General features: G+C 39.5%; 28 protein-coding genes and 1 pseudogene. 27 read left to right on the top strand and 2 right to left on the bottom strand.

Annotated elements, in window-relative coordinates:
• Window positions 1-337 precede the first annotated feature (337 nt).
• From RGF10_RS11670 to RGF10_RS11770, 22 genes and pseudogenes are all read left to right on the top strand, one after another.
• Window positions 338-658, top strand: a complete 321-nt coding sequence (locus RGF10_RS11670) for a 4Fe-4S dicluster domain-containing protein (protein ID WP_318509184.1) — start codon at window positions 338-340, stop codon at window positions 656-658.
• On the top strand, window positions 658-1,398 hold the full coding sequence (locus tag RGF10_RS11675; RefSeq protein ID WP_318509186.1) for an aldehyde ferredoxin oxidoreductase N-terminal domain-containing protein: 741 nt from the start codon (window positions 658-660) through the stop codon (window positions 1,396-1,398). Before RGF10_RS11670 ends, RGF10_RS11675 begins: the two co-directional genes overlap by 1 nt.
• Window positions 1,367-2,218 carry an aldehyde ferredoxin oxidoreductase C-terminal domain-containing protein gene (locus RGF10_RS11680; protein WP_318509188.1) on the top strand — a complete coding sequence of 284 codons (852 nt, stop codon included), beginning with the start codon at window positions 1,367-1,369 and terminating at the stop codon, window positions 2,216-2,218. The genes RGF10_RS11675 and RGF10_RS11680 overlap by 32 nt, the downstream gene beginning before the upstream one ends.
• A complete protein-coding gene (locus tag RGF10_RS11685; protein WP_318509190.1) occupies window positions 2,157-2,483 on the top strand; it encodes an aldehyde ferredoxin oxidoreductase C-terminal domain-containing protein in 327 nt (108 codons plus the stop codon). The genes RGF10_RS11680 and RGF10_RS11685 overlap by 62 nt, the downstream gene beginning before the upstream one ends.
• A gap of 201 nt (window positions 2,484-2,684) precedes the next feature.
• Entirely contained in the window at window positions 2,685-2,954 is a 270-nt protein-coding gene (locus RGF10_RS11690) for a ubiquitin-like small modifier protein 1 (RefSeq protein WP_318509191.1), read from the top strand.
• Between the two features lie 237 nt (window positions 2,955-3,191).
• Window positions 3,192-7,010: a proton-conducting transporter transmembrane domain-containing protein gene (locus RGF10_RS11695; RefSeq protein WP_318509193.1), complete on the top strand. Its 3,819-nt coding sequence runs from the start codon at window positions 3,192-3,194 to the stop codon at window positions 7,008-7,010.
• Window positions 7,010-7,971, top strand: a pseudogene (locus RGF10_RS11700) (respiratory chain complex I subunit 1 family protein). Before RGF10_RS11695 ends, RGF10_RS11700 begins: the two are co-directional and overlap by 1 nt.
• A gap of 230 nt (window positions 7,972-8,201) precedes the next feature.
• Entirely contained in the window at window positions 8,202-8,432 is a 231-nt protein-coding gene (locus RGF10_RS11705; protein WP_318509195.1) for an NADH-quinone oxidoreductase subunit B family protein, read from the top strand.
• A gap of 153 nt (window positions 8,433-8,585) precedes the next feature.
• Window positions 8,586-8,957, top strand: coding sequence for a 4Fe-4S dicluster domain-containing protein (locus RGF10_RS23855; RefSeq protein ID WP_412176727.1), 372 nt, complete (start codon window positions 8,586-8,588; stop codon window positions 8,955-8,957).
• Window positions 8,951-9,532, top strand: a complete 582-nt coding sequence (locus RGF10_RS11710; RefSeq protein ID WP_318509196.1) for an NADH-quinone oxidoreductase subunit C — start codon at window positions 8,951-8,953, stop codon at window positions 9,530-9,532. Before RGF10_RS23855 ends, RGF10_RS11710 begins: the two co-directional genes overlap by 7 nt.
• Entirely contained in the window at window positions 9,525-9,824 is a 300-nt protein-coding gene (locus tag RGF10_RS11715) for a nickel-dependent hydrogenase large subunit (protein ID WP_318509198.1), read from the top strand. The genes RGF10_RS11710 and RGF10_RS11715 overlap by 8 nt, the downstream gene beginning before the upstream one ends.
• Window positions 9,769-10,608, top strand: coding sequence for a hydrogenase large subunit (locus tag RGF10_RS11720; protein WP_318509199.1), 840 nt, complete (start codon window positions 9,769-9,771; stop codon window positions 10,606-10,608). The genes RGF10_RS11715 and RGF10_RS11720 overlap by 56 nt, the downstream gene beginning before the upstream one ends.
• A gap of 36 nt (window positions 10,609-10,644) precedes the next feature.
• A complete protein-coding gene (gene hypA, locus RGF10_RS11725; protein ID WP_318509201.1) occupies window positions 10,645-10,986 on the top strand; it encodes a hydrogenase maturation nickel metallochaperone HypA in 342 nt (113 codons plus the stop codon).
• Between the two features lie 28 nt (window positions 10,987-11,014).
• Window positions 11,015-11,797 (top strand): hydrogenase formation protein HypD, encoded by a 783-nt coding sequence (hypD, locus tag RGF10_RS11730; protein ID WP_318509203.1) that lies wholly within the window; start codon window positions 11,015-11,017, stop codon window positions 11,795-11,797.
• Window positions 11,772-12,275, top strand: coding sequence for a HypD family hydrogenase formation protein (locus RGF10_RS11735; RefSeq protein ID WP_318509204.1), 504 nt, complete (start codon window positions 11,772-11,774; stop codon window positions 12,273-12,275). The genes hypD and RGF10_RS11735 overlap by 26 nt, the downstream gene beginning before the upstream one ends.
• Window positions 12,276-12,333: 58 nt before the next feature.
• Window positions 12,334-12,624 (top strand): GTP-binding protein, encoded by a 291-nt coding sequence (locus RGF10_RS11740; protein WP_318509206.1) that lies wholly within the window; start codon window positions 12,334-12,336, stop codon window positions 12,622-12,624.
• Window positions 12,581-12,997 (top strand): hydrogenase nickel incorporation protein HypB, encoded by a 417-nt coding sequence (hypB, locus tag RGF10_RS11745; RefSeq protein ID WP_318509208.1) that lies wholly within the window; start codon window positions 12,581-12,583, stop codon window positions 12,995-12,997. Before RGF10_RS11740 ends, hypB begins: the two co-directional genes overlap by 44 nt.
• Before the next feature lie 36 nt (window positions 12,998-13,033).
• On the top strand, window positions 13,034-13,747 hold the full coding sequence (locus tag RGF10_RS11750) for a HesA/MoeB/ThiF family protein (RefSeq protein WP_318509210.1): 714 nt from the start codon (window positions 13,034-13,036) through the stop codon (window positions 13,745-13,747).
• Window positions 13,748-14,242: 495 nt separating this feature from the next.
• Complete coding sequence (locus tag RGF10_RS11755; RefSeq protein ID WP_318509432.1) at window positions 14,243-14,899, top strand: DsbA family oxidoreductase; 657 nt, start codon at window positions 14,243-14,245, stop codon at window positions 14,897-14,899.
• 214 nt (window positions 14,900-15,113) lie between these two features.
• Window positions 15,114-15,479, top strand: coding sequence for an HsmA family protein (locus tag RGF10_RS11760; RefSeq protein ID WP_318509212.1), 366 nt, complete (start codon window positions 15,114-15,116; stop codon window positions 15,477-15,479).
• 285 nt (window positions 15,480-15,764) lie between these two features.
• Window positions 15,765-16,433, top strand: coding sequence for an NAD(P)H-binding protein (locus tag RGF10_RS11765; protein ID WP_318509214.1), 669 nt, complete (start codon window positions 15,765-15,767; stop codon window positions 16,431-16,433).
• 371 nt (window positions 16,434-16,804) lie between these two features.
• A complete protein-coding gene (locus tag RGF10_RS11770) occupies window positions 16,805-16,996 on the top strand; it encodes a hypothetical protein (protein ID WP_318509215.1) in 192 nt (63 codons plus the stop codon).
• Between the two features lie 256 nt (window positions 16,997-17,252).
• Here RGF10_RS11770 and RGF10_RS11775 read toward each other — a convergent pair whose 3' ends face one another.
• Window positions 17,253-17,411, bottom strand: coding sequence for a hypothetical protein (locus RGF10_RS11775; protein ID WP_318509216.1), 159 nt, complete (start codon window positions 17,409-17,411; stop codon window positions 17,253-17,255).
• 87 nt (window positions 17,412-17,498) lie between these two features.
• On the opposite strand from RGF10_RS11775, the gene RGF10_RS11780 reads away from it, so the two are divergent.
• From RGF10_RS11780 to RGF10_RS11795, 4 genes are all read left to right on the top strand, one after another.
• Window positions 17,499-18,500 (top strand): helix-turn-helix transcriptional regulator, encoded by a 1,002-nt coding sequence (locus RGF10_RS11780; RefSeq protein WP_318509218.1) that lies wholly within the window; start codon window positions 17,499-17,501, stop codon window positions 18,498-18,500.
• Window positions 18,501-18,708: 208 nt separating this feature from the next.
• Window positions 18,709-19,323, top strand: a complete 615-nt coding sequence (locus RGF10_RS11785) for a hypothetical protein (protein ID WP_318509220.1) — start codon at window positions 18,709-18,711, stop codon at window positions 19,321-19,323.
• 33 nt (window positions 19,324-19,356) lie between these two features.
• Entirely contained in the window at window positions 19,357-20,121 is a 765-nt protein-coding gene (locus RGF10_RS11790; protein WP_318509221.1) for an FxLYD domain-containing protein, read from the top strand.
• 23 nt (window positions 20,122-20,144) lie between these two features.
• A complete protein-coding gene (locus RGF10_RS11795) occupies window positions 20,145-21,128 on the top strand; it encodes a glycosyltransferase (RefSeq protein WP_318509223.1) in 984 nt (327 codons plus the stop codon).
• Window positions 21,129-21,235: 107 nt separating this feature from the next.
• Here the strand turns inward: RGF10_RS11795 and RGF10_RS11800 are convergent, their stop codons facing one another.
• Window positions 21,236-21,919, bottom strand: a complete 684-nt coding sequence (locus RGF10_RS11800) for an NAD(P)-binding domain-containing protein (RefSeq protein ID WP_318509225.1) — start codon at window positions 21,917-21,919, stop codon at window positions 21,236-21,238.
• A gap of 251 nt (window positions 21,920-22,170) precedes the next feature.
• On the opposite strand from RGF10_RS11800, the gene RGF10_RS11805 reads away from it, so the two are divergent.
• Window positions 22,171-22,356, top strand: coding sequence for a hypothetical protein (locus RGF10_RS11805; RefSeq protein WP_318509227.1), 186 nt, complete (start codon window positions 22,171-22,173; stop codon window positions 22,354-22,356).
• Window positions 22,357-22,459 lie beyond the last annotated feature (103 nt).

Genomic DNA, 22,459 nt, shown 5'->3' on the forward strand with positions numbered 1-22,459 from the left:
ATAGTACTATGAGGGTCAATATTTAAGATATGGATAATTCGTGACAAAAAAAATAGGATTACTTTTTAAAGATAATTGTTAGTTTTTAAAAATATTAAAGAATATAGTGAAAGCGTAATCTATATTACGTTTCGAGGAGGTGTAACTGGCATCGCTAATGCGGTTTCCAGGATAATCATGAGCAAAATTTTAACGATTTCTCCTGAAAAATGCACGAATTGTAGAAGCTGTGAGTTGATTTGCTCCTTTATTAAAATAGGAGAATTCAATCCGAGGGAATCAGCTGTAAATGTCATAGCTTACGAGGAAGCTGCCATTTCAGTACCTGGTCATGTGTATGCAGTGTGAAGATGCTGCGTGTATGACTGTTTGTCCCGTCAATGCGTTTTCGAGAGATGAAAACGGTGCAGTAGTATCAAATGGTGAAAAATGTATCGTATGTAAAATGTGTATTAGTGCTTGTCCCCTTGGGAATATTTCCTTCAGCCCAAGCCAAAAAAATATTGTGAAATGTGACTTGTGTGACGGAGATCCTCATTGTGCAAAAGTCTGTCCATCAGGGGCAATACAGTATGTAGATGGATCCACTGCCAACATCAACAAGAAAAGAATCATTGCTGAAAAGTTTAAGGATTTGTTTGCGGAGGTGAAGAGTTAATGAACGGTTGGAATGGAAAGATTATCCGCGTTGATTTAACAAATGAAACAATAAAAACCGAACCCCTAAATATGCAGGATGCAAAGCTTTATCTGGGAGGCAGGGGCCTTGGGACAAAAATCTATCAAAATGAAGTAGATCCAAGGGTAGGAGCTCTAAGTCCTGAAAATAAGCTGATTTTCATGACCGGTCCGTTAACCGGTACAATTGCAACCTGTGCAGGAAGATATGAAGTGGTAACAAAAGCTCCTTTGTCCGATACGATTGGAGCAAGCAGCTCAGGCGGACATTTTGGACCAGAACTGAAATTTGCAGGTTACGATGGAATCATTTTTGAAGGGAAAGCTCAAAAGCCAATCTATCTCTATATCAATGATGATCAAATGGAACTTAGGGATGGGAGTCACCTATGGGGGAAGGAAGTTCCTGCTACTACTAATGAATTGCTGAAAGAAACGGACGAGGATGCAAGAGTAGCCTGTATTGGACCTGCCGGTGAAAAGCTTGTATTGTTTGCCACCATCATGAATGATCTAAATAGAGCCGCCGGACGCTCAGGACTTGGAGCGGTAATGGGTTCCAAAAACTTGAAGGCAATCGTTGTAAAAGGTACAAAGTCGATTACCGTAGCGAAGCCAAAGGAATTCCTGAATGCTTGCATGGATTCATTGAACAAAATCAAAGCAAATCCTGTAACTGGTACCCGGATTGCCTACATATGGAACAGAGGTACTCGTTAATATTTTGAATGAGTCGGGAGGACTTCCAACCAGGAACTGGCAGGAATCTGTTTTTGAAAAAGCAGACGATATTAGCGGCGAGGCCCTTGCAGAAAAGTATCTCGTAAGAAATCGGGGCTGCTTTGACTGTTCGATCGGCTGTGGAAGGGTCACGAAAATCGAGAGATCACAATATACAAACTTTGGCGAAGGACCTGAATATGAAGCTGGCTGGTCGTTTGGAGCTGACTGCGGCATAAGTAATTTGGAAGAGGTATGCGAAGCAAACTTCCTCTGCAATGAGCTTGGCATGGATCCGATTACCATGGGTTCAACCATAGCCTGTGCAATGGAATTGTATGAGAAAGGTTACGCAACAAAAAATGATATTGGCAGGGATTTACCCTTTGGTGATGCAAATGCAATTGTTGAGCTTACTAGAATGACCGGTTATAGAGAAGGTTTCGGAGACAAGCTTGCATTAGGCTCCCATAGAATGGCTACAGAATTCGGACATCCTGAACTGTCAATGACTGTAAAAAAACTAGAAATGCCAGCTTACGACGGACGCGCCTTACAGGGAATGGGGCTGGAATATGCTACTTCTAACCGTGGAGGCTGCCATGTTCGCGGGTATATGACATCACCTGAAATCCTTGGCTTGCCTGTAAAGATGGATCCACTTGTGACCGAAGGAAAGGCTGCGATGCTAAAAAACTTCCAGGATCTAACATCTGTTGTAGATTCTGTAGGAATTTGTCTCTTTACTACGTTTGCAATTGGTCTCTCTGAGATTTCAGAAATGGTCCTGGACAGCCACAGGTATCAACTATACGGATGAAGAGGTCCTACAACTTGGTGAAAGAATATGGAACCTTGAAAAACTCATGAATATGGAATTCGGAATTACAAAGGAAGATGATACTCTTCCTCCAAGACTTTTGAATGAACCAATCACAGAGGGTCCAGCAAAAGGAAAGGTTACCGAGCTGGATAAAATGCTCCCAGAATACTATTCCTTAAGAGGATGGGATACAGAAGGTGTACCAACGGAAACGAAAAAGAATGAGCTTTCGATAGAATCATATGAAAATACAACAGTTTAAAATGATCTGAATAAAAAAGAGTCGTACCTTCCGACCTGTGCAAGAGAATTGTTTGCCGCAAATCATCACACAGATAAGTCGTACGAGTTATTTTAAAATAACACATTATGGAATATAAGTAAATGATTTACTCATATTGTGCGGCAGGTTTATACAGTAACGTATAAGCCTGCCAGCAACTTCAATCTCAGGTGATAGTTTATGATAATTAAATTTTTTGCCTATATACGGGATTATACCCACACGAAAGAAACCAATATGGATCAATGCGAAACACTCGAGGAACTCTTAAAGAAGCTTTGTCATAAGTACGGTAAAAAATTCGAAGATAAAGTATTTGAGAATAACAACCTTAGTGTAGAAATCATCATTCTTGTAAATGGACGGCATATAGAGCACTGTGAGGGGATCCATACAAAATTAAAACAGGAGGATGTCATTTCTATATTCCCTGTTGTTGCAGGAGGTTGATTCATATCAACCTTTTTAATTTAAAGGTTGTGTTAAAGCTCAGTGTTGATTTTTTACACAATGTTGATTGGAGCGGAAGGCGCTTGACTCCTGCGGGAGCAGGTGTCATGGGAGACCCCACAGGCGTTATGGCGCCGAGGAGGCTCCCAGACTCCCCCGCGGAAAGCGAGCACCTGGAGCGGAAATCAACAGCCCGATTTTACAGAGCCAACTTTTTAATAGTAAGGGGGAAATACTTTGAATGCATTGCCATTATTTGGCGTAATCATTTTGCTGCTCTTTGAAATATTAGCAGTTACAAAAACAAAAAAATTAATGGCATTACTGATCTATTCTTCGCTTGCCGAAGTAGGATATATACTTCTTGGTTTCGGCAGCGGCACTTTTGCCGGGCAAACTGGGGCGTTTCTGCATTTGGAATATCAATTTCTGATGAGGGGCTTAGTTTTTCTTTCAGCCTTCCTAATCATAAAGCGCGGCGGATCACCATACATTGAGAAATTAAGAGGAATGGGACGGACTTCACCATTCATTGCGACGATGTTTGCTTTTGGGATCTTTTCGGTCATGGGTCTTTCCCCATTTAAGGGATCGATTAGCAAATTTTTAATACAATACTCCTACATTGAAACCAGTCAATATCTTTATGCAGCCGCCGCAATAGTGGGCAGCGTTTTGGAAGCATGGTATTTTATCAGGGTCATCCATCAAATCTGTTTTGCTGAAGCAGAGGAGGGTGCACAAAATCCCGTTCAGACGGAAAAGACATTTGCAAGGTTTAATATAATCCGTTACGCGTTTGTAATGGTTCTGGGAACCCTTACTGCGTTAACTTCATTGTTCCCTGAACCATTAATTGGGTTTAGCGAACATTTGGCCACTTCACTATTTGGAACAACTGAGCTTGAACTACCAGTATTTGATTCACAATGGCCGATTACAGTATTAGTACCCTATATCGGGGCTTTTATCGTTTTCATCGTTGGTCATTTTTTGCCGAAGCTGACAGGAACACTTTCAGTCTGTATTGGAGCGGCGACAGTCGGTATGGTTTGGATGGATGGGACGATAGACGACCTGTCCAAATTTTTTACGCTAATCATATCAGGAATGATCCTTTTGGCGATCATCTATTCGATCGGATATTTTAAGAATGAAAAACACAACAATCGTTACTTTTTCTTTTTGCTATTGACTTTGGGGAGTTTGATCGGGGTAGCAACGAGCACGAAGTTTGGCAATTTCTATGTGTTCTGGGAACTGATGACCTGGGCGTCATATCTGCTTATCGTTCATGAACCAACAGAGAAGGCTTTACGTGCTGGGTTTAAGTACTTTATGATGTGTGCGACCTGGGCCTATATTATGCAGTTTGGTATATTATTGCTGCAACACAACGCAGGTACGCTCGACATGGAAATGGTTGCGAACAAACTGCCTTTCATAGAGCCAAGTCTGTTAATTGCAGTCATTTGTATGGTTGTTATTGGAACCGGTGTTAAAACTGGTCTTGTACCATTGCACAGCTGGCTGCCTGAAGCCCATCCTGCCGCGCCATCACCTGTATCATCTATTCTTTCTGGTGTCCTTACAAAAATAGGTGTTTATGGGCTTGTGAAGATTTTGTTTGCTGATTTCGGGGTGGGTTTACTGACTCAATTAGGATCTGCCGGAAAGCTTTCCTCTACTGGATTAGTACTAGCCATATTAGGAATCATAACGTCCCTATATGGAGAGATAATGGCTTTACGTCAGAAAGATGTTAAACGACTGCTAGCCTATTCGACTATGGGGCAGATCGGTGAGATTGTCGCCACACTTGGATTGGGGACTTATCTAAGTATGGTTGCCGGCCTTTACCACGTATTGAATCATGCGATTATGAAAGGCTTGCTGTTCCTTGCTGTAGGTATACTCGTACACAAATTGAAAAGCCGAGATATTACAGCTTTAAAAGGAGTCGGAAAGGTCATGCCTTTCACCGCAGGATGCTTGACTATCGGTATTCTTGCCATAATGGGTTTGCCTCCGTTCAACGGTTTCATCAGTAAATTTCTAATGCTCTATGCTGCTGTGAAATCCGGCGACTGGTATATCGCCGCTCTCCTCTTGTTTGGAAGCATTCTCGGGGCAATTTGTTACATCAGACTCATCAAAACGATATTCTTTGAAAAATATGAAGGGTCTTCCGTAACGGAAGGATCTTGGACCATGCTGGTTCCAATTGGTTTCCTTACTGGGTTGGTGTTCTTTAACGGGTTGTTCCCTCAGTTTGCCTTGAAGCTGGTTGTATCTGCAGCAAATTCTCTTGCGGCTAACGGCGGATTAACGGTAACCGCGGTCCCGCAGATTCAGGTGAGCTGGCCTGTGTTCATCATCATCCCAATGCTTGGCAGTTTGCTATCGTACTTTTTGGGTAAACGTTCCCCGAAAGTTGCAGGCTGGATATCTGTAGTTGTGATGTCGGTAACACTTGCTGCTATTGCTGTTTTACATACAAAGTTGGATATTTACTCATTAAGTTTTGCAGTGCTGATAGCCTTTGTAGGCCTGCTTAATATGCTGTACTCATTAGGATATATGGAGGCACACGGACATGCCCAGAACCGCTATTACATGTTTTTCTTAATGATGATAGGCGGGTTAATTGGAGTTGCGACAAGCAAGGATTTCTTCTCCTTCTTTATTTACTGGGAGATTATGAGCAGCTGGACGTTGTATTTTTCAATCATCCACGAGGAGACGAAGGCTGCGTTAAAAGAAGGCTTCAAATATTTCTTATTTAACTATATAGGCGCTAGTATTGCATTTTTAGGGATACTCATTTTAACTGCCAAGACAGGGGCCTTTGACATGAGTGTGCTAATGGAACGTTTGAAAGGAATAGATCTAGGTTCAGCAGGATTGGGCTTGACCTTGATCACAATTGGTTTTCTTATGAAAGCTGCGGTCCTGCCTTTCCGGATTGACTATCAGATGCACCCTTCAACCGCGCCGACACCTGTTAGCGGATATATTTCTTCCGTACTTTTAAAGTGCGCGCCATATAGTCTAATCAAGCTGTTCTTTATCATGGGAGGCGCTGTTGTAGTAGGTCGCCTTGGAATGGTCTTTAATAGTTCTGTTTTAATGTACATCGTGTCATGGATTGCTGGTCTGTCTATTGTAGGCGCGAGTGCAATGGCGCTTGTACAAAGGGGAATAAAAAGAATGCTGATTTACAGTACCGTCAGCCAGATTTGTTATATCATCCTTGGTTTAAGCCTAGGTTCAACGCTTGGACTTACCGGTGCTATGCTGCATTTTGTCAACCATATGTTTTTCAAAGATCTTCTTTTCCTAGCTGCTGGTGCCATTATGGTGCAAGCCCATATCAAAAATCTGGACGACGTCAGCGGTCTTGGCAGAAAAATGCCGGCAACATTAACGTTTTTTATGGTAGGGGCCATGTCCTTGGCAGGTATACCTCCTTTCAGCGGATTTACGTCCAAGTGGATTGTTTATGAGGCGGCAATGGAAAAGGGCGAGGTATTCCTTGCGATCCTATCACTTGTGGGAAGCGTTTTGACGATGGCATATTTTTTGAAATTTATGCATTCTGCTTTCTTTGGTATTCCTTCACACAATTCAGAACATGTCAAAGAAGCATCATGGACGATGCTGGTTCCGATGGGAGTATTATCTGTCATCAGTATTGTTTTCGGCATCATGCCAGGATTACCGCTAATGGTCATATCAAAAGTGTTATCGATAGCAGGTTTCGCCCAACCGTCCTTTACTTTGTTTCGGATTGATACGCCGATTGGGGTTTGGCAGGTTGGCATCATCACAATGACCTTACTTTTGGCGTTGATTGTTGGTTTGGCACTCCTCTTCTCCGGAAACAAAAAAATACGATATACCAACGCTTATACTTGCGGTGTATCAGACATTGATGCAGATAAAATCAATGTCTCGTCACAAAACTTGTATGAAACTCCTACAAAGCTGGTGAAGAAATTACACCACCAGGTGATCGTACCTGTTTTTGGTAATGGCGAGGAGGAAGAGGACTAATGGATATTGTAAAACTACTTTTTAATATATTGATCTTTCCGGGCGGCCTTTTTGCCATTGTCTTTGGTTTGTTTCTTACTGGTGTTGACCGAAAAATTTATGCTCGCCTTCAAAGACGGGTAGGCCCGCCAATTTTCCAGCCGTTTTTTGATACGATAAAACTTTCGCGAAAGGAAATTTTAGTACCTGTAACGGCCAACTTTACTGCTTTTAGGTTTGCTCCGTTGATGGGCTTTGCTGGTATGCTAGCGGCGATTGCCATCATTCCTGTTACAGGAATTTACTCCGGACTTTATCAATCTGGAGACCTGTTGGTGTTATTGTATTTGCTGTCAGCGCCAGCACTGGCCATGATGGTCGGGGCGTCAGCTTCAGGGTCACCTTACAGTTCTGTGGGACTTTCTCGAGAAATGACCATTATGCTGGCTTATGAAATACCTTTAGTGATTGTTTTCCTGACAATTGGAATGAGGGTCGGAATGGCAAGTGGAGGAATGGCCGAGTTTTCGCTAAGCAGGATCTTGGATTTCCAGCTCAGTAATGGATCCTTGCTTTTTGATTGGCCGATGTTGCCGGCCTTCTTGGCCTTTATGTGCTGCATCCTGGTACAATCGGAGTTGTGCCCTTTGACATACCTGAAGCGGAGACGGAAATTACCGAAGGGCCTCTTCTAGAGTATTCAGGAATGGGACTGGCCATGTTTAAACTTACTGGCGGCTTGAAGATTCTAGTATTGTCTGCCTTGTCAATCGCTCTGTTCTTTCCTTCAGGAATTGGGAACAGTTGGCTGTTAAATCTGTTATGGTTCATTTTTAAATGCATCGTTATAACTTTTTTTACAATTACACTGATTCGCGCTACAAGAGCCAGAATGCGGATGGATCAGGCATTCAAGTTCTACCTTTTATTTCCGACCGTTTTGGCTGTAATCAGTCTCGTATTAACGATGCTTTTTTTCTAAATTTAACCTTTTGAAGGGAATAATTTTTATGTCAGAATTACTTCAAAAAATTGTGAAAAAGTCTCCTTGGATTTACAGAATCAATGCCGGCTCATGTAACGGATGCGATGTGGAAATGGCAACAACCGCCCTGATTCCCTGGTACGATATTGAACGTCTTGGGTGCAAGTATTGCGGCAGCCCGAAGCATGCGGACATTGTACTAATATCGGGACCTGGTTACAGCGGTTGTGAAGGAGAAGGTTTTACGTGTTTATGATGAAGTACCGAATCCGAAGGTTGTTGTTGCAGTCGGTATTTGTCCTATATCGGGAGGCGTTTTTAGGGATAGTTATGCTATTGAAAAGCCATTGGATGAGTACATTCCGGTGGATGTGAATGTACCAGGCTGTCCCCCTCGACCTCAGGCCATTATCGATGGAGTTGCAATGGCAGTTGAAATATGGAAGACCAGGTTCTAGGGGGGATATACATGAGTAAAACGTTGAAAATGATTTTACAAAATATCATTAAAGGTCCGTCTACTATTAAATACCCCTTTGAAGATTCACCTGCACCTGGAAAAACTGAGAGGAAAAATCAAACATAACCCGGTGGCTTGTGTGGCATGCCATATGTGCGAGTATGTCTGTGCAGGGGGTGCCATAAGAATACAGGAGTCCGACGATAAACAAGGCATAGACTTTGTAGTATGGCACAACACCTGCACATTTTGCGGGTTATGCGAACATTACTGCCCCACAAAGGCAATTCGATTAACCAATGATTACCATACAGCGCATTCGCAAAAGGATAAATACAACTACACCGAAAGAACTTTGGTTAAAAAACAACCGTGTACACGCTGCGGTGAACCGATCATACCGTTTCCTTCTTATTTAATCGAGAAGTTATATGGAAAAGACGGTGACCAGAAAGGACTGACCAAAATGTGTGAGAACTGCCGCAGAAAAGCCGTATGGGAAGGTGGTGCCATTAAATGTTGACAGAAGAAGTCATCAATAATTTTAGTATGGAAATCAACCTGGAATTAGGCGGGAGATTAGATTTGAAATGGGATGTTAATAAAAAAGGCGTTGTATGCGGATGGTGCGTGCTTGTTGACCACGACGATATCTATAAGGTTGCAATGTTAATTGCTAGTTTTAAAGGAAGAGTCATGACAATTACCCCATTAAATACTCCAGCCATTATCGCCGACAATGCGCCAGGTGAGGAGTTAGTAAAAGAAAAATCGGTCAACTTGATTATCAATTATCACTTCTTTTTTGAGGGAGTAAATTTTACTGTTCGTATAACGTTGCCGGATATGGATAGAACAGTAAAATCTATAACCCCTGTTCTGAAAAGCGCAGACTGGCATGAGCGGGAAATGCATGAACTATACAACATCAAACTAGATGGCCATCCTAATTCCAAAAGACTATTTTTGGAAGAAAACATATACATGACAGATCACACTATGATCCCACTGTCTGAAGCAATGACGGGCGCAAGCACCAATACGTTGTGGGAAAAAATAATGAAGTCTGACAGTAAGGGAGCGAAAATCGGTGAGTAGCTACACTATTCCTATTGGTCCGGTACACGTAGTCCTGGAAGAACCCATTTATTTCAAACTGCAGGTGGAGGGCGAGACGGTTGTCGGTCTTGATATAAATGCCGGCCATGTCCATCGCGGAATTGAATTCCTAGCAATGCAGAGGAATTTTTACCAGAACCTAACGCTCACTGAAAGAGTTTGTTCGCTTTGTTCTAATAACCACCCATTTACCTATTGTATGGCAATTGAACAAATTGCTGGAATTGAGATTCCAGGTAAGAGCCGAGTATTTAAGAACCATTGCCGATGAAATTAAACGAATTTCATCCCATCTTTTCAATATTGGCTTGATTCCGCATATAATCGGTTTCGATTCTCTGTTTATGCATGCAATGGAGCTTAGAGAGACGATGCAGGATCTAAAAGAATCGATTTTCGGTAATAGAATGAATTTATCCGTCAATAGTATAGGCGGGGTTAGATATGATATTTCTGACGAGCAAGGCAGGTATATTCTTAAAACGCTGGATGATTTAAAAAAACCGCTTGAAGAAATTACGGGAATCTGCAAGTCTAATGCATCGATTCGCCGCAGAACTGAAGGCATCGGCATCCTTCCTAAGGATAAAGCCATGCTATATGGCATCGTTGGGCCAGTCGCGAGAGCTTCGGGTCTTGGATATGATGTGAGGGTGGACAATCCTTATGCAGCTTATGACAAATTAAAGGTAAATGCAGTGACAAGGGAAAATGGCGATGTCTATTCTAGATTTATGGTAAGGCTGGAAGAGGTTGTTGAATCTATTCATATCGTTGAGCAGTGTATAAAGCAGATGACTAACGGTCCAACCTGCTTGGATTATATGCCGGATATTCCCGAAGGTGAAGCAATTGCAAAATCGGAAGCTCCTAGGGGTGAATTAATCTATTACGCAAGTACAAACGGAACGGCGATTCCCGAACGGATCAAGTGGAGAGTCCCTACTTACCCGAACTGGGAAGCCTTGAATGTCATGCTGCCTGGAAGTAAGATTGCGGATATTCCTGTTGTAATAGGCAGTATTGACCCGTGCATTTCCTGTACCGAGAGATAAAAAACATCGATTTTTTCTAGAAGGAGGTACCGCAAGTTGCATGAGCTGGCAATGGTAAGAAGCATTTATGATGTAATAAGTGAAAAAATTAAAGAGTATGGCGTTAAAAAGGTGAAAGAAGTCAAACTTATCGTAGGGGAACTGACCGGCGTAGAAGATATGACCATGAAATCCTGCTTTGAGATCTATGTTCAGGCAACACCTGTAGAAGGAGCAAGTCTTGTTATTGAGCGCGTTCCGGTTAAAGTACGGTGCCGAATATGCGGGAATGAATACGAAACGAAGATTCCATTTTCTGAATGTGATATTTGTGGAAAGAAAAGTTTTCAAATCATTGCCTGGAAAGAATTATATATTGAAAGTTTGGATGTAGAGTAAACTTACATATTCAGTGAAGGTGATAAAAATGTGTGTAGCGGCTTTCGGGAAAATTACAGAACTCATGGGAAAAAGTGCAATAGTCAGTTTCAGGGGAGCGTTGAAGGAAGTTTCAGTTGCGCTGCTTCCAAAGGTCGGTATAGGTGATACGGTTGTTGTTCATGCAGGCTTTGCAACCGAAATACTCAAAGATCCTCAAAAGATGTATCGTGATGTGGTTGCTACAGATGCTTATGCAAGACAGCTGCTAGATGCCATTGAAAAAGAAAATAAAAGACTTCATGAGCGGGAATTAAAGATCATGAATTTTTGCGGTACCCATGAAAATACCATTGTACAATACGCCCTGCGCGATCTTTTGCCTGCCAATATACAATTAATCAGCGGTCCTGGTTGCCCTGTTTGCGTTACGCCTGAGGAAGAGATTGCTATCGGGTTGAATCTGGCAAAAAGAAAAAATATTATTCTTACAACCTATGGGGACTTATTAAGGGTGCCAACAAGATGGGGCTCTTTGGAACAATTAAGGCTTGAGGGGATTGACGTGAGAATGGTCTGTGATATCTCGCAGGCTCTTAATATAGCAAAAACAACAAAAACTGAGGTGGTCCATTTCGCGGTAGGCTTTGAAACGACCGCCCCAGGTACAGCCGCAATTATTCAGGAGGCCGGTAATATAGAAAACTTCTCGATTATTTCTTCCCATCGGATCACCCCTCCTGCAATGGAATATGTAGTTTTGAATTCAAAAATGGATATATTGCTCTGTCCCTGGACACGTAGCAATGGTTACAGGAACAACTCCTTTTGAAACAATTGTAAAACAATATGGAATCCCTTGTGTGATAAGCGGGTTTGAACCAGTTGACGTTTTAGAGGCCATACTGCAGGCAATGGTCCATTATGGTAAAAACGAGTGTGTCCTAATGAATCAATATGATCGTGTCGTAAAAGAAAAAGGGAATATCCTTGCACAAAACTTAATAAATGAAACTTTTACTCTTAAAGATGCAAGTTGGAGAGGTGTGGGGACGTTACCTCAGTCCCGCCTAGTACTTAAAAGTGAATACAGCAGATTTGACGCCGAAGCTAAATTTGATATACAGCTACCTGATATGGTAGAGACAAAAAGACAAAACTGCCTATGCGGTGAGGTACTTAAAGGGATGAAACCTCAAATGTGTCCTAATTTTGGAAAAGAATGCACACCAACGAATCCAGCAGGACCTTGTATGGTTACAAATGAAGGGGCCTGTAGCATTGCCTATATGAACCGTTCAATGTTATAAAATGATAGCTCTATACAGGGGAATACACTTTTATTATTGCAAATGAGGAGAATAAACGATGAGTGAGATAAAAGTTGTAACCAAAATTCTAAAAGCAAACGATGAGATTCATTCCCTAAATAGAAAGAAGCTTGATGAAAAGAAGATTTATGTACTAAACGTGATGAGCTCACCAGGTTCAGGTAAAACAACGATCCTTGAGAAAGTTATATCCATGTTAAAAGCGGATATTAAAATAGCTGTCATTGAAGGAGATCCCTATACGAGTTTGGATACCCAAAGAATTGAAGTGAAGGGGGTGCCTGTTGTTCAAATCAACACCTGGAGGAGCCTGCCATCTCGATGCTAACATGATTCGGAATGCTATGGATAACCTCAATCTTAATGCGATCGAACTGTTGATTGTAGAGAATGTTGGCAATTTGGTTTGCCCTGCCGAATTTGATATTGGTGAAGATATCAAAGTAACGGTAATTAGTACAACCGAGGGGACTTATAAGCCTCTGAAATGTCCTTTGGCCTTTGAAAAGTCAGGAGTTGTCATTTTAAACAAAATTGACTTGGTTAAGTATACCAACTTCGATATAGATGAATTTTATAAAAGTGTAAGATCACTTAACGAAAAAGCCATCATTTTTGAAACATCCTGTACTCAAGACTTGGGATTAGATGAATTATGCTTTTGGCTAAAAAATAAAGTACGAGAGAAACAAAATGAATAGTTTACTAGTATTGGATTATGTGAGGAGGTGGCTGATGTGAGATACGAAAGACAATTGATAATCCCTCAAATCGGGCAGGAAGGGCAGAAAAAACTGGAGCAAAGTACGGTTACGGTTATTGGTACAGGAGGGCTTGGTTCTCCTGTCCTTACCTATCTCACCAGTGCTGGAGTCGGAACGATTCGAATCTTTGATGATGATATCGTATCGGAATCTAATCTGAACTGGCAGTTTTTACATAACACAGAGGACGTGGCAAAGCTAAAAACTCAATCAGCAAAAGAAAAATTGTCTAAGCTAAATCCGAACGTAAAATTAGTTCTAATCAATGACAGACTGAATACGGATAACGCAGAAGAATATATCGCTGGTTCAGATGTGGTAGTAGATTGTGTTGATAATCTAGCGACAAGAATAACGGTCGCCCGAACTTGTATGAAACTGGACATACCGCTAGTCGAAGGCGGTGTTTATGGTTTTTCTGGATATGTAATGGATATTGGAAGAGAATGCGCTTGCCTGTCTTGTATCGGTTTTGACAATGTAATCCCGAAAACACCAATCCCTGTTTTGGGCGTTACAGCAGGAGTCATTGGCTGCATGCAGGCAAACGAGTGTATAAAACTTCTGTTAGGAATCGGCGAGCCTCTTTACGGACGTATGCTCAACTATGACGGACTTAGGGGTACTTGGGATGAAATAGGTATAGAAAAATCAGACAGCTGTTCGGTTCATGGAATTTATAAATAATAATTATAGAGAAGTACAATTTATTTAGAACCGAAGGAAAGTGCGGCAAATTTTACAGGGATGGCGACATAATATGATGATGGATGCGTATAACAGAAAAATAAATTATTTGCGGATTTCGGTGACAGACAGATGTGACCTACGGTGTAACGGTGTAAGTACTGTATGCCGAACAGCGGTGTTCAACCCCTGGCCTGTCAGGAAATTCTTTCTTACGAGGAAATTCTCTGGATAGCAAAATGTTTTGCTCGGCTTGGTGTAAGCTGAAACCTAGTCTATGTTTCAAATTGGTGGGGGAAACAAAAACTAACTACTGATGGATTGGAAAATGCCAGTCTTGAATATTCGGCGTTCAGGAAACCGATAGAATATTGGCATCAAAGCATATCACGTGTAAATTTCAAACGTTACCCCTATACTAAAGAGGATTAAACATCAGGAGGGATAAACGTGCATATTGAAATGTGGACTGATTTTGCTTGACCATTTTGCTATATTGGCAAAAGGCGTCTGGAGGACGCATTAAAGCAGATTGATCATCCAGTTGAAGTGACATACAGATGCTTCGAATTGGATCCGACAGCGGGTCGGGATATAAAAGAAAATGTATACGAAATGTTAGCGAAGAAATACGGAATGAGCATTGCTCAAGCTAAAGAAAGTAACGATAGATTGGTACAAACGGCAAAGGAAATTGGATTGGATTATCAAATGGATACTCTAATTTTGACGAACACGTTTGATGCTCATCGTTTAACCATGTACGCAAAAACACAAGGTTTAATGAAAGAAATGACCGAGCGGATTTTACGCGCCTATTTTACCGAGTCCAAACATATTGGAGATCATAAAACTCTAACAGAGTTGGCAGTGGAAGTCGGATTGAACCGAGATGCTGTTGAAAACATGCTGGAAAGTGATGAGATGGCCGATGCTGTCCGAGCAGATTTGCAAGCAGCGAAACAGTATGGCATTTCAGCTGTACCGTTCTTCCTTATTAATAAAAAATACGCTTTGACTGGCGCCCAACCAACAGAGGTGTTTGTTCAGGCTTTGAAAAAAATCATCGCAGAGGATGAAATCGTCGTTTTAAACAACCAGGACGGAGCAGTCTGTGATGACGATGGCTGTGAAATCCCTAATAAGGAGTAGAGCCTGGTAAGACTTCTTTTAAAACATAATCAATATTGAAAAAATAGACTAGTCTCCAAGTGTGGAGCTAGTCTATTTTATTATATAAACATATAGCAAAATCAAATAAATTAAGAAAAATTTAAGATAATTTTAATTGGGATTTTTAATTAAAAGCCAATAATATATATAGAAATATTGAGCGCATATACAGAATGAGAGGAGAAAATACACGATGCTTCTTTATGCAATCATAACTATAAATTTGGCTTTTGTATTATACACGATTGGTGTCTGGAGTGAAAAACAGCAGGGTAGCTTGAAAAAATGGCACTTATTAATCTTTTGGTTAGGTCTTATCTTTGATACTGTTGGAACAACGTTGATGAGTATCAATGAAAGCGGTTTTGTATTTAATTTACACGGTATTACTGGAGCGCTTGCGATATTATTAATGTTATTTCATGTTGTATGGGCATCCATTGTAATCATTGCAAACAACCGAAAAGCTCAAATGCGCTTTCATAAACTAAGCTTAGTGGTTTGGTTGATTTGGATTATTCCATTTTTTACTGGGGCTATTATGGGGATGAGTGCATAATCTTAGTTTGTGAAGAAACCGAAAGAGTTAGAATATAAAGTGAACAAAGTTCTTCTCGTTAAGAGTAGCGATATATGAAACAGCTTATATAAGTTCGAGTATAAAAGCAGTGGATTTCACCCCGAAATCGCACTGCTTTTAGCATTTTTCATTTCTAAAATAGGATTACTGTCATCAAATTTTACTTTGTTGAACTGAAAGTCTATTCTTTATAGTGGAGAAAATCCTTTTAATTTAACATACCTATTGGTTAAAAAACTAACAATCTTAAAGGGTGAAAACAAGATGAATAAGAAATCCGCACTGATAGCGGGAGCTACTGGTTTGGTAGGAAATGAATTACTGCATATCTTAATCAATAGTCAAAAATATGAAAAAATTTATGCTTTAGTTAGGAGACCACTTGAAGTTAAACATCCTAATCTTATTGAGGTAATTTGTGATTTTGAGCGACTGGAAGAAGTCGAGCAGTACTTTACTGTTGATGACGTGTTTTGTACATTGGGAACAACAATCAAAAAGGCTAAGACAAAAGAAGCGATGTATCGAATTGACGTAGAATACCCGATTGCTATTGCTGAATTGGCAAAGGAGAAAGGTGCTAAGCACTTTCTAATTGTAAGTTCTTTTCAAGCAAATAAAAATTCACGTTTGTGGTACCCAAAGATGAAGGGGGAACTAGAGGAGAAACTAAAAGGAATTCCGTATGAAGCTATGTCTATTTTCCAACCTCCTCTGCTATTAGGGAAACGTAGCGAGTTTCGCTTGTTCGAAAAAATAGCTATTGATATTGTTCGTGGTTTAGGGTCTATAGTAGGTAATCAATTAAGGAGTCAAATGGGAATAGAAGCGAAGACAGTTGCTGCTGCAATGTTTCTGGTTGCTCAGAAGGAACAAAGAGGCATCGAAACCTATTTAGCTGGCGATATGGAGAGAATCAAATCCTTAGCGTAGTCACTAACTTTTACATTTTGAGAAATACCGTTCCCTTCTCAGGTGGGAAGGGAACAGCAATCTTATTAAAGAATCTAAACCACGATCGTTGTCCCTTAGAGACTTTCATAATAATTAACCCCCAGGTACAAATCTCATAATTGGATAAAATTTACTTCTGTTTTCCGTTTTTAATTTACACTTCCATATCCTCAAACATTGCCACCAAAACAAGATGTGGCTCGGCTTGTTCAAACACCCTTTGCACTAGGTCAAACCGAATCACTTAAATAGATTTAATAATCATCAAAGGAAATTATAGGAAAATGCCTCTTGCTGTAGTAGAATAGTAGTGAAAATAAGGAAATATTCTCCTTTAAGGTGGGTTGCTTATGTGGTGGCTAATTGGGATTGGAGGACTTTTATCTTTTGGATTCTTAGTCGATCTTTGGTATAAAAAAAGGGGGATTTATCTTAACCCTGAAGAAAACGCCAAGCATGTATCAGAATCAGAAAGAATTTATACAGAGTCGTATATGCACAATTTGAAAAATAATCATCAAGATAACGGTGGTTTTTTATAGAATGGATACATTTTGATTGAAATCGAAATCCTTAATGAAACAAAAGCGATACTTCATTTTCGGGGTATCGCTTTTGATACTTATTACTAAAGCGGGATTGAACGGAAAAGCGGGTGTAATGATTGAATGATAAAATAGGTTTTGTGGTTGTTGGTATTTTTATTATTGGTTTAATTTACGGCTTAATTAAACAGATTCAACATACAATACGTATCCAAAAAGCTAGTAAACCAAATAATAGATTACTTTTTGCTAATTATCTAACATGCTTTTCTTTAATTGGATTTATCGTTTCATATGGATTAAATGGTTTAGTTGGAATACAGGAAATCCAATCTAATTTCATTACAAGTAATAATACAAGTTTCAGCTGTTCTGTATTCCTTGCACTACTTTTAATCTCGAGGTTTATCATAACCCCAAAATATTAATGACCTAATATTTATTCACTGATTTGTGACATGAAACTGTTTATTCTACTATATAAACGGAGTTGATCATATTGAGTAAAGAGCTTAAACTCTCCTCCAAACAGCGTCTCCTCAAATTACAAAATCTAATGTCTAAATACACCGATCAGGAAAGACAACTTACATTAGATGAAATCCTTGATAAATTTTATCAAGAATACAAGATCCATGCAGGTAAAAAAGCGATTCGTGATGATTTAAAGGAATTAGAAGATTCGTTGTTGTTCAATGTTACGGTTAATCAAGAAAAAGAAGGACTCGAAAAGAAATATAGCCACCAGGATAGGTTATTTGAAATACATGAATTGCGTATGCTTGTTGATGCGGTTTCAGCCGCAAAGTTTATCTCAAATGCTGAAACAGAAAGTTTAGTTAATAAAATAAACCAGTTAACGAGTGAAAATCAGGCCCAGCAATTAACGAATCGTATTTACCTTCCTGAAAATGCAAAAAACGAAAATCAACAGATAAAATATAGTATTCATGAGTTACATATAGCCATTTCAAACTTGCAAACCATTCGGTTTCAATACGGAAAATACGACCTAAATAAGAAGTTCAAATTAAGTCGCAACGGGGATTATTATTCTGTAAAACCTTATGCCCTTGTATGGAATCATGATTTTTACTATTTAATCGGGGAATATTTACCAGAGGAAGAAATACGCCATTACCGAGTCGACCGAATGAGAAATGTTACGGCAACCGAGGAAAAGTTTCAACCTGATCCCGATTTTAATAAAAATAAATATACGGAAAAGCTGTTTCATATGTACTCAGGTGAAGAGCATTTAGTCGAAATTGAATTTGATGCAGGTCTGATCAATGTCGTGATCGATCACTTTGGACGAGGCGTTTCCATTAGGCAAGTTGGAGAAAATTCATTCAGAATTTCCACGCAAGCAATTACAAGTGATGGGCTAGTAAAATGGCTGTTAACCTGGGGATGTGAAGCCAAAGTGTTAACACCACCATCATTAGTTGAACGGATGAAGGAAGAAGCAGAAAAATTATATAAAAAATATCATGGATAAGCACAGTAATTGTCTTCCCCTCACTGAAAATGGTGAGGGTATTTTGCATGCTTTTAATAAAAGTAAAATATTAAGAACATAACTGGACCCTTCCTAAATAAAGGATGGGTTAGATCCAATTAATCTGTAAAATATGGGTTATTGATGAAGTTTTGGTCGTAATAAAAATCGTTGCGTTCAAAAAATCTATTTTCAAGGAGAGGTTAGGATGAAAAAATACCTACTGGTGTTACTAACTTTTGTGTTGTTAGGACTTTCAGCTTGCTCGTCAACTGAAAAAGCAGCTTCGGATAAATCAAGTGATGATACTAAAAAAGAAGATAAAAGCGAAGCTATCCAAGTTGATAAAGGACTGCTGAATGTCGAGATTACTCTACCGGCTTCCATGTTTGAGGGTGAAGAGGCCGGAAATGATATTGCAAAAGCTGAAGCCAAAGGAGTTAAGGTTACGAAAAACGAAGATGGCTCGGTCACATACAAGATGTCTAAATTAAAGCATAATGAAATGATGAAGGAAATTGAAGCAGAGCTGACTAAAAACATTACAGATATGAAAAATGATGAAGAATTAGCTTCAATTCAAGATATTACTTACAACAAATCGTTTTCAGAGTTTACTGTAACAGTGGATAAACCGGCTTATGAAAATAGCTTTGATGGGTTAATGGTGTTCGGACTTGGGGTGTCCGGTATGTATTATCAGTTTTTTAAAGGCATTGATTCCGAAGATGTAAAAGTTAACATTTCCGTTATAGACGGAGCAACGGGTGAAGTATTAAGTGAGGCTGTCTATCCAGATGCATTAAAAGATATAGAGCAGTAGGCAGTCTAAATTTTCAAAAGGGAGATGTTAAAAATGATGAAAAAGGCTTTCTCGCTAATTCTTCTAGTATTCCTGTTGGTTACGGTTGGCTGTAATAATGAATATGCTGGTTCTTCAGAGGATAACAATAAGACAAATGAAACCGAAGCAGTGAAAAACGGAAAAGAAGATAAGGATGAAAAGAAAGAAGAAGCAAAGTTAGAAATCGTTGATCAAACAAGTGGTGCTTGGGTTGACTCTATTGGTAGCGTGTGGGTGCATTCAGCTGCTGTATATAAAAATACAGGAAATGTTCCTGTTGATATTGGTGAAACACAAATGACCTATAAAGGGAATGATGGTTCGGTTCTTGGGACGAGTACGATGATTTATTCTGTCCCGGAAATTGTTCAACCAGGAGAAACTGCTTTTGTTGGTGAAAGTACAATTTTAGATGGTCAAACTGATGCTAATAATTTCAAAGAAACAGGCTACAATTTTGGTTTTGATCAAACCAGTGATGATCCAACCATTCTTGAAACATCGGCAGTTCAAGGCATCAAGGGGGATCAGTATATTCCGTACAAGGTTACGGGTATGGTAAAAAATACGACCAAAGTTAAGCAAGATGATATCCGACTCGCAGCAGGATTATTTGATGGAGCTGGAAAGCTCGTTGGAGTATTAACTGGTTCAGTTGATATCGGGCTAAATCCTAGTGGAGAAGCAGGATTTGATTTATCATATCCAGAAATACCAAAGGAAGCAGTAGATAAAATTGTAAAGGTAGAGGTTAAGGCTTATGGGTTTAATTTTTAATATTAATTGTTAAGGTGGCCGGTATGTATATTCAATTCTTTGCTCCATATTTTAATGCGCCTAGAGGGAATTCAACAACGATTAAGCGTCTTGTTCACTTTTTACAACATAAAAATATCAATACGTCTGTTATTCCATACCTGGAAGACGATCAATGGTATCATGCGGATGCAGATATTTATCATATCTTACATGCAACCCGATTTATCAAATGGAAAAAAGAAAACAATTTTAATTTAAACCGTTCGTACCTTGTTACAATGGGTGGCACAGATATTAATGTCGATTTACAGGAAAGCATGGATGATGAGATGTTTTCCTTCTTAAATCATGCTGCATTTATTACTGTTTTTACAGAGGATGCGAGGGATAAAGTCATTCAGTTATTCTCTGGGTGGCGCAATAAGACGGTTGTAATTCCCCAAGGTGTTTGGCTCCCTTGGAACATTTCACCAATTAATAAAAGGATGATTCCCCGCATTCTTCTACCTGCTGGTTTACGCCCTGTAAAAGATGTTTTGCATGCTCTTCCTGCTCTTGATGAGTTGATTCATGAATTTCCGAATATGGATTTCTCTATTCTTGGGGCGAAATTGGACGAGACGGTCTATCAACAGGTACAGGTAGAGTCTAAGAAACGTAACTGGATGAGGTATGTTGGGGTTGTCCCATATGAAGTGATGAAGGTTTGGTACGACCAAGCTCAAATTGTCATTAATACTTCAATATCTGAAGGACAATCGCTTGCGCTAATGGAAGCTATGGCAGTAGGGCGTCCGGTAATTGCACGAAAAAATGAAGCCAATCTCAGTTTGATTCGCCATAAACAAACTGGCTGGCTTTATGAAACCATGGATGAATTTAAAGAGGCCGTTCATTCTATTGTAAATGATGTCTCATTACGTGAGAGTGTGATTCAGCAGGCAAAGGATTGGATATTGGAATACAGTTCACCTGATAAAGAAACACTTTCTTATCTCAATTTATATAAGCAGTTAAATAAATGATAAATGTTGGTTGATTAACTTTTTCATGGCTTAGAAATTCAGATGATTCAAACGTTCATGATAAAAAAACAAATTAACAAAGATGCCAGGGGAGAAGAAAAGGGAGCCTATTCTTCTCCTTTAATTTCTTTAACGATTTCTTTTGCAAAATGCCCTAGACTCCCTTCACTATATCCTCGAATCACTTCGGGAGCTAAAGAAGTTAGCGCTCGTTTAATGTATTGGGATGAAAACCCTCTTTTAGTAAACTCCTCTTCAATCTCAATCGCTGCTTTGATCGCAAGATAGGTGGCTAATTTGTTCACATCCATTAAAGCTTGTTCACTATCTATTTTTAGCGCTCCAAGACACTGATAGAGCTCAGCAATTTGCTCAGGTAAAGGGCTGTCGGTAATAAATAAGCCATTGCCATGCTCCATTAAGTCTCTCGAGTGACCCATATATTTCACTCCGAATACGTTAAGGATTGGAAATTTTGCCTTAATTTCCTTCGTATCCAGAGCGGTTGCCATATTAATTAATAGGGGAGCAGAAGCCGGGTTGGTTTGTGAATATAATGAAGAAATAAACGGAATAACACCTGTAGCAGGCAATGCTAAAATCAATACATCCGAGCGCCTTAGCTCGCTCTCTGAAAGACAATAACTATTAGAAAATTCATCAGCAAAATGTTGCGCTTTTGACATCTTAGGATGATAGGCCCCCATTTTAATATTATTCTTCTCCCAATGGGTCATCATCGCTGTACCTAATTTTCCTATACCCACTAAACCTATTTTTAACTGCTTCATTATTAGCACCTCAAATCAGACGTAGTCTAAGAATATTATTTATCATTTTTATCTTATATTCATCATTTAATTAATTCAGCTATAACTCCATCATTTTTGTTTTATCTAATCTATTTTAAAATAATAACTATCCAAAAATTCAAAAAATTGGCACAAATAAACGATATTTCCTTTATGCTTTTTCTTATAATATTACTAGAGGGAATCAAGATTATCTTTTCCCCTCAATAAAAGGAAAGCAGGTGTTATATATGTCATTCGCTCATTTTGATGAACTGTTGGAGATTTGTTGGGGAATGGCAGAAGAGAAAGAGAATCAAATGATGATTAAGCCAGTTATTGAACAGTTAGATTTCCTGCAAAATTATGATCCAAATCATTTTTGGGAAAAGGAGGAAAAGGAAATAGTTAAAGAAAGGGAATTGATGCATGTCTAGAACATATATAGAAAGTCATTAATCATCCGTCCAATTTTCCGTAAAAGGAAAAAGGGGGGATGATTTTTTTGTTGCTTGGATGTATGAGGACGGTACTTCTGCT

This window comes from Bacillus sp. T3 (assembly GCF_033449965.1).
Taxonomy (GTDB): domain Bacteria; phylum Bacillota; class Bacilli; order Bacillales; family Cytobacillaceae; genus Bacillus_BU.

What these genes read in the sequence shown, in the direction of transcription:
- RGF10_RS11795 (WP_318509223.1), top strand. Translation starts at nt 20,145, where the DNA reads ATGTATATTCAATTCTTTGCTCCATATTTTAATGCGCCTAGAGGGAAT.
- RGF10_RS11805 (WP_318509227.1), top strand. Translation starts at nt 22,171, where the DNA reads ATGTCATTCGCTCATTTTGATGAACTGTTGGAGATTTGTTGGGGAATG.
- RGF10_RS11670 (WP_318509184.1), top strand. Translation starts at nt 338, where the DNA reads ATGCAGTGTGAAGATGCTGCGTGTATGACTGTTTGTCCCGTCAATGCG.
- RGF10_RS23855 (WP_412176727.1), top strand. Translation starts at nt 8,586, where the DNA reads ATGTGCGAGTATGTCTGTGCAGGGGGTGCCATAAGAATACAGGAGTCC.
- RGF10_RS11785 (WP_318509220.1), top strand. Translation starts at nt 18,709, where the DNA reads ATGAAAAAATACCTACTGGTGTTACTAACTTTTGTGTTGTTAGGACTT.
- RGF10_RS11735 (WP_318509204.1), top strand. Translation starts at nt 11,772, where the DNA reads ATGGTTACAGGAACAACTCCTTTTGAAACAATTGTAAAACAATATGGA.
- RGF10_RS11675 (WP_318509186.1), top strand. Translation starts at nt 658, where the DNA reads ATGAACGGTTGGAATGGAAAGATTATCCGCGTTGATTTAACAAATGAA.
- RGF10_RS11765 (WP_318509214.1), top strand. Translation starts at nt 15,765, where the DNA reads ATGAATAAGAAATCCGCACTGATAGCGGGAGCTACTGGTTTGGTAGGA.
- RGF10_RS11770 (WP_318509215.1), top strand. Translation starts at nt 16,805, where the DNA reads ATGTGGTGGCTAATTGGGATTGGAGGACTTTTATCTTTTGGATTCTTA.
- RGF10_RS11710 (WP_318509196.1), top strand. Translation starts at nt 8,951, where the DNA reads ATGTTGACAGAAGAAGTCATCAATAATTTTAGTATGGAAATCAACCTG.
- RGF10_RS11775 (WP_318509216.1), bottom strand. Translation starts at nt 17,411, where the DNA reads ATGATAAACCTCGAGATTAAAAGTAGTGCAAGGAATACAGAACAGCTG.
- hypD (WP_318509203.1), top strand. Translation starts at nt 11,015, where the DNA reads ATGTGTGTAGCGGCTTTCGGGAAAATTACAGAACTCATGGGAAAAAGT.
- RGF10_RS11740 (WP_318509206.1), top strand. Translation starts at nt 12,334, where the DNA reads ATGAGTGAGATAAAAGTTGTAACCAAAATTCTAAAAGCAAACGATGAG.
- RGF10_RS11800 (WP_318509225.1), bottom strand. Translation starts at nt 21,919, where the DNA reads ATGAAGCAGTTAAAAATAGGTTTAGTGGGTATAGGAAAATTAGGTACA.
- RGF10_RS11760 (WP_318509212.1), top strand. Translation starts at nt 15,114, where the DNA reads ATGCTTCTTTATGCAATCATAACTATAAATTTGGCTTTTGTATTATAC.
- RGF10_RS11690 (WP_318509191.1), top strand. Translation starts at nt 2,685, where the DNA reads ATGATAATTAAATTTTTTGCCTATATACGGGATTATACCCACACGAAA.
- RGF10_RS11790 (WP_318509221.1), top strand. Translation starts at nt 19,357, where the DNA reads ATGATGAAAAAGGCTTTCTCGCTAATTCTTCTAGTATTCCTGTTGGTT.